6 protein-coding genes are annotated in these 5,920 nt (G+C 60.8%); 4 read left to right on the forward strand and 2 right to left on the reverse strand.

Annotation, left to right across the window (positions count from 1 at the left end):
* Positions 1-127, forward strand: a 127-nt coding sequence (locus tag P1U71_RS18075; protein ID WP_367281218.1) for a ketopantoate reductase C-terminal domain-containing protein, incomplete at its 5' end; no start/stop codon positions are given.
* A gap of 63 nt (positions 128-190) precedes the next feature.
* Here P1U71_RS18075 and P1U71_RS17555 read toward each other — a convergent pair.
* On the reverse strand, positions 191-1,135 hold the full coding sequence (locus tag P1U71_RS17555; RefSeq protein WP_301106971.1) for a cyclase family protein: 945 nt from the start codon (positions 1,133-1,135) through the stop codon (positions 191-193).
* Positions 1,136-1,273: 138 nt separating this feature from the next.
* Between P1U71_RS17555 and P1U71_RS17560 the strand changes: the two genes are divergently transcribed.
* Together P1U71_RS17560 and P1U71_RS17565 are read left to right on the forward strand one after the other, a co-directional pair.
* Positions 1,274-2,476: an MFS transporter gene (locus P1U71_RS17560; RefSeq protein ID WP_301106972.1), complete on the forward strand. Its 1,203-nt coding sequence runs from the start codon at positions 1,274-1,276 to the stop codon at positions 2,474-2,476.
* Positions 2,476-3,528, forward strand: a complete 1,053-nt coding sequence (locus P1U71_RS17565; RefSeq protein WP_301106973.1) for a DUF2332 family protein — start codon at positions 2,476-2,478, stop codon at positions 3,526-3,528. The genes P1U71_RS17560 and P1U71_RS17565 overlap by 1 nt, the downstream gene beginning before the upstream one ends.
* Positions 3,529-3,531: 3 nt before the next feature.
* On the opposite strand, the gene P1U71_RS17570 is transcribed toward P1U71_RS17565, so the two are convergent.
* Positions 3,532-4,266 carry an SDR family oxidoreductase gene (locus P1U71_RS17570; RefSeq protein WP_301106974.1) on the reverse strand — a complete coding sequence of 245 codons (735 nt, stop codon included), beginning with the start codon at positions 4,264-4,266 and terminating at the stop codon, positions 3,532-3,534.
* Between the two features lie 156 nt (positions 4,267-4,422).
* Here P1U71_RS17570 and P1U71_RS17575 point away from each other — a divergent pair.
* Positions 4,423-5,920, forward strand: a 1,498-nt coding sequence (locus tag P1U71_RS17575; protein ID WP_301106975.1) for an FAD-dependent oxidoreductase, incomplete at its 3' end; no start/stop codon positions are given.

The following is a 5,920-nucleotide window of genomic DNA, read 5'->3' on the forward strand; positions in this document are numbered from 1 at the left end:
CGGCCTCCGCACCGAGCATGAACATATCCTCGGCGACCTGATCGAAAAGGGAGCCTCCGCCAATATCGACTGCCCCCTCCTCAAAATCGCCTACACCCATATGGCCGTGGCGGCGGGGCAAGGGTAGAGAGTGAGGATAAAAAAGGGGCTGGGTCTTCCCGGCCCCTCTTTGCTTGTTGCCGTGTATCGTCTAGTACAACGCGACCGGGTTGATGATCATCTGGACCGTGCCGCGGACGCGGGCCTGGCCAAGGACGAACATGAATTCCGTCACGCCGTCGCGGACCAGCAGGCCGGTGTTCATGGTCTCAAGGATATAGATCCCGTTCTTTTTCAGCAGGATGACATGACCGTAGAAGGGGCGCCCCTCTTTTTCCGGTGGCACCACGTCAAGACCCCAGGTATCTGAGCCGACGGCCATCACATTCTGCGCGGCCAGCCATTCCGCAGCATCCTCCGATGTGCCGGGTTCTCCGCTCACCCAGGCGACGGGATCGCTCTCTAGCTTGGTATCGGTCCAGCCGGTATAGAAGAGCACCACATCGCCCTCGCGGATTTCAACGCCTTGCGCTTTGGCGGCTTCCTGAATGTCGGCGGCGGTGAAAAACTGCCCGGCTTCCAGCGCGGGAACGCCAAAATGCTTCGTCATGTCGATAACAACGCCCCGGCCGACCAGCGGCGGGATATTATGGGTGCCAAGCTTTGTCAGGCCCGTAATCTGCGATATTTCCTTCTCGTCCAGGCAGTTATAATAAAGACCGTTCTCGCCAAGATGACCAAGCCCGTCAATCTGCGATCCGATGCCGAGCCAGAGCTGCATCAAATCGTCGTTATAGTTGCCGTTAAAGGCGAACAGCTTCTGCCCGCCCTGCTGGTTCGGCTGTACCACCTGCAGGCTGAGCCCGCGCGGCGGGAAGGCGGGGGTTGAGGAATCAATCACGATGCCGAGCGGGACGCTCTTGCCCTGCTTGATCAGCTTGCTCGCCTCAAGGGTGCGTTCCGGCGAGACCAGGTTAGCGGAACCGAGTTCATCATCCGCGCCCCATTTCGATGGCGCACATTCCTGCGCCAGCGCAGAGCCCGCAAGAAACGTTAATCCCACCGCGGTTGCGGCGAGGGTTTTAAAGAATGTCATGAGTATCCTCCCAGATTTTATCATTATATGACAAATTAATAATATTATAAAAACCTGAATATGCAAGCGGGATAGCGTCGGGGGAGGTGATGCATTTCGGACTAGGTGACAGGAAGGACTTTTGCTATTCTCCCGCGCATGGAAACGACAACAATAACAAAAAAACCTTTTCCGCTCTGGGCGTTAGTGTCGCTCAGCTCCGCCTATTTCATGGTCGGCACGTCCAGCCTCTCGGTGATTGCGCTGACCTGGCAGATATCTGACGGGCTCCAGGTGCCGCCCTCCGACATTGCCTTTCTGGTGACGGTTTTCGCTCTTGCCTTTGCCATTGCCGCGCCGCTCACCCAGGTGGTGTTCAGCGGTTTTGCACGGATCAAGATCCTCTGCGCGGGGCTTGGCCTGCTGGCGCTGGCGCTGATCCTCGGGGCGGCGTCCACAAGTTACGAGATGCTGTTTATTTCGCGCGGGCTTATGGGCCTCAGCGCGGCGGCGATCAGCCCGATGTGCTCCGCCATTGGCGCCGGGCTCGCCCCGCCGGAGCAGCAGGGCCGCGCCATGGGCATCGTCTTTGCCGGGCTGACCTTTGCCTCGGTCCTCGGCACACCAATATCTGCCTATCTCGGCACCCTGATGAGTTGGCGGCTGGTGCATCTTTTGCTCGCGCTTGTCGCGCTGGGCTCCATGGCGTCGATCCTCTATTTCGTGAAGGATCGACAGGCCGGGGCGCCGATCCGCTTCTCCCATATCTTTGAGGCGTTGACGCGCGTCCGTTCCTCCTTTGCGGTGCTCACGACCTTCCTGCAGATGACCGCGATTTTCTGCACCTACGCCCTGATCGCGCCTTATGTGGCGCATAAGTTCGATTTGGCCGAAAACCTGATCGCGCTGGTGCTGCTGGCCTATGGGGTCAACGGGGTGCTGGGCAATGTTTTTGCGGGCCGGTTGAGTGATCGCTTCGGCCCCGACAAGGTTATCTTCGCTTCCCTGATCGGGCTCGGCGCGGGCTTTTTGATGATCTGGGCGATTGGCCCGGATTTATGGCTCGCCTTTATCGCCATCGTTATCTGGGCGGCCTTTGGCATGATGTTCCATTCCCCGCAGCAGCAGCGCATCGCCAATATCGATCCGGAGCAGCGCAGCCTGCTGCTTGCGCTGAATGCGGCGGCGCTTTATCTTGGCATTTCCGTCGGCTCCTGGATTTCGAATTTCGTTTCTGTGCGATGGGGATATGACGATCTGCCGCTGGTCTCACTCGCCGTGCTCGCGGGTTGCGCCCTCATTTTCATCACATCCGTCGTCGCGGTGCGCAAGGGGACCCACACCAGAAGAGGACAGGAGTAATGGCAAAGCCGATACGCGAGATTTTCGCCGATCAAGGGGAGGCCTGCGAGAAGCTTGGCTCGGATTTCACCGGCCGCGTCTGCCGTCTTGCGGGCGCCCGGCTCAATGGCGGCGCGGTCGCCAATGCCATTCTCGGCTGGGCGGGCGATGCCTCCGCGCTTGGGGATTCCGTGCCGCTCCGGCTGTGCGGGGCGCTGCATGCGCTGGTACTGACCGGCAAAAGCGCGTCGCTTGCCGCCCACTATCCGCCGCATCATGAGGGTATTTCCGATGATGATCTCTGGGCCGCTATATCGAATGCGCTAACAGAACATGAAACCTTTATCCTGGGTCGCTTGACCGGACCGCCGCAAACCAACGAGGTGCGACGTGTCGGCGCGACACTGCCGATGTTTCTGGAAGTGACCCGCCAGACCGGCCTGCCGCTGATGATTTCGGAGATCGGCGCGAGTGCGGGGCTGAACCTTTATCCCGACCAGTTTCATATCACCCTTGGCGAGAACAGTTTCGGCGATCCATCCTCAGCCGTTCATATCGAGCCGAAATGGCCCGGCAATCCGGCGCCCAACATTCCCCTCGATATACGCGCGCGGGCGGGGTGTGACCTGCTGCCCGTCGATCCGGGCAATGCCGCGGATAGGGAGCGGATGCTCTCCTTCATCTGGCCGGATCAGGCGGACCGATTGCAGCGAACCCGCGCGGCCTTCGATATTGCCGCGCGCCAACCGGAGAAGGTGGAGAAAGCCGACGCCCTCGACTGGCTCAAAACGCGCACCGCTGCGCCAAAGGAAGGCGTCGCCCATGCTATCTACAGCACCATCGTCTGGCAGTATCTGCCCGAAGCAGCGCGCAATCGCGGGGAGGAGATTATCCGCGCCGCGGGGAGGCGCGCCACCAAGGACGCACCGCTCGCCTGGGCGCGCATGGAAATCGACGGCAAGTCTCCCGGCACGGGGCTGACCCTTATCCTCTGGCCGTCAGGGGAGGAACATCTTGTCGGTCGCGCCGATTTCCACGGCCGCTGGATCGACTGGCATGGCTGGCCCGACTAGAGTCTAGGCCATTTTCTCCATCCACGGGCGGAGGTCCATCTCGAAGGTCCAGGCGCTCCGGTTCTGGCAGTGGATATTCCAGTAATTCTCGGCAATATCATCGGGCTGCAGGATGCCGTCCCGTCCCTTCAGGGCGTAACGCTCCGGGAAGCGCTCCTTGATAAAGGCGGTGTCGATGGCCCCGTCGATAATCACATGGGCGACATGAATGCCCTGCGGTCCCAGCTCGCGCGCGAGGCTCTGGGCGAGGGCGCGGAGGCCGTGTTTCGCTCCGGCAAAGGCGGAAAATCCGGGCCCGCCGCGTAAAGAGGCCGTCGCCCCGGTAAACAGCATCGTGCCTTTCCCGCGCGGCAGCATCACCTTCGCCGCCTCTCGCCCGGTGAGGAAGCCGGCATAGCAGCTCATCTCCCAGACCTTGCGGTAGACGCGGCTGGTCATCTCGGTAATCGGGAAATTGACATTGCCGCCGATATTGAAGACCACAACGCCGAGCGGGGCGACATCCTTCTCGATTTTCGCGAACAGATCGACCATTTCATCTTCATCGCGGGCATCGACACCGAAGGCATGGGCGCTGCCGCCGTCTTTGCCGATTTCCTCGGCGAGGGCGTTCAGATCGTCCATATGCCGCGCGCGGCGGACGATGCAGGTCTCATACCCTTCGCGGGCAAATCTTCTGGCAATGGCGCCGCCGGTCGCGTCTCCCGCGCCGACGACAAGACAGGATTGCTTCGTCATTTTATTATCCTTGTGTTGACGGTTCTGCGCGGGAAAAGGCTAGGCCCTCGTCGGGCGGCTGTCAATCACCGGCGGGGCCTAAAAAGAAACATAATCCTGTGTAGCTTTAGGCCGTCCGCTTCTGCTAGATAGAGGGCGGCAAGAGGATGAGTAGTGATGGCGCGTATTTGGCCGAAAAAATTGAGATTGCCGGGCGGACAGATCCTGCCTCAGTACCGGATCGGCGGTGGCAGTGTCGATCGCGAACGGCCGGTGCCGTTTCGCTTCGGTGGTCACGGATATCGCGGGTTTGCGGGAGATACGCTGGCCTCCGCGCTGCTGGCCCATGGCATTGAACCACCGGAAAGCGTCTCCCTTCTGCGCGCGGGCGAGGCCCCTGCATCGACCCGTCCGATGGCGCAGGAGCTCTATGATGATCTCACCGCGCGTCACCGGACCAACGGCCATTTTCGCCGGTTTCTGCCGGGATATGCGCCCTCCGTTGAAAGTGATGATGTGCAGGAGACGGAGCATGTTTACGACCATACGGATTACCTGATTGTCGGCAGCGGCCTCGCCGGGCTCAGCGCCGCGCTTGAGCGGGCCGAGACGGGGGCGGATGTGATCCTGATCGAGCGGGATTTCGAGTTTGGCGGCAGCCTGCTCCATGATGATCAATGGATCGACGGTCTTGCTCCCGGTGACTGGCGCCGACGGGCGCTGGATCGACTGTTGGTCATGTCGAATGTGCGGATGCTCTCTCGCACCACGGCCCTGCAGCGGGAAGGAGAAGATCTTCTCCATGCGGAGGAGCGGCCGCAAGGGCATCTGACAACGCGCGATCCGCATTTGCCCGATCGCCGTTTGCGCCATATCAAGGCACGGGAAATGATCTTCGAGATCGGGACTGAGGACCAGATTTTTTCTTTTCGAAATAATCTATTGCAGGGTATTTTTAATCTTGAGTATGCGCTTATCCTGCTCAATCGTTATGCCGTCCTGCCGGGGCATCGCATGGTGCTTTATGTCGGGCATACGGATGGCTACCGGCTGGCGGCGTCGTTGATGGCGCGGGGCATAAAGCCCGCCGCGATTATCGATACGCGCGGGGATGTGCCCGCCGCCTGTCATCACTTTGCGCGTCAGTCCGGCATTCCGCTCTATCCGCATCACCGCATTAATCGCGCCATCGGCTTTCGCCGTCTCCGGGGTGTGGTTTTGCAAAAGGCGGGAGACGATCCGCTCAACCGCGATATCCATCTCGACTGCGACTGTCTGGTGCAGTCGGCAGGCGTCTTTCCGCGCACCGTGCCCGAGAGGCTTGAGGGGGAGGGTACTTTCAATAGGGGATCGAAAATGCTCTCCCGGGTTCGGCGTGGCCCGCTTTATGAGGCGCAGAAACGGGCGGGCGCCCGGCACCGGACATTTCAGGGCTGGCAACTCGCGGCCATGTACCCCTTGAAGGAGGAGAGCCTGAAAGCGGCGCGCCATCGGGAGGCGCGGGCCGCCTGGACGGATGTTGCCATGGCGGAGATTTCTCATCTTGGCCGGATTGATCTGCAAGGACCGGATGCGGCCGGGCTGCTCGCGCGTGCCTTTGGGGAACGAACGGAACTCGCACCGGGCCGGATGCGTGCCGTACTCCTCACAGAGGTTGGCGGGATCGCGCGGGCGT

It is taken from the genome of Sneathiella sp., from assembly GCF_029233945.1.
In the GTDB taxonomy this organism is placed as follows: domain Bacteria; phylum Pseudomonadota; class Alphaproteobacteria; order Sneathiellales; family Sneathiellaceae; genus Sneathiella.

What these genes read in the sequence shown, in the direction of transcription:
- P1U71_RS17570 (WP_301106974.1), bottom strand. Translation starts at nt 4,266, where the DNA reads ATGACGAAGCAATCCTGTCTTGTCGTCGGCGCGGGAGACGCGACCGGC.
- P1U71_RS17565 (WP_301106973.1), top strand. Translation starts at nt 2,476, where the DNA reads ATGGCAAAGCCGATACGCGAGATTTTCGCCGATCAAGGGGAGGCCTGC.
- P1U71_RS17560 (WP_301106972.1), top strand. Translation starts at nt 1,274, where the DNA reads ATGGAAACGACAACAATAACAAAAAAACCTTTTCCGCTCTGGGCGTTA.
- P1U71_RS17555 (WP_301106971.1), bottom strand. Translation starts at nt 1,135, where the DNA reads ATGACATTCTTTAAAACCCTCGCCGCAACCGCGGTGGGATTAACGTTT.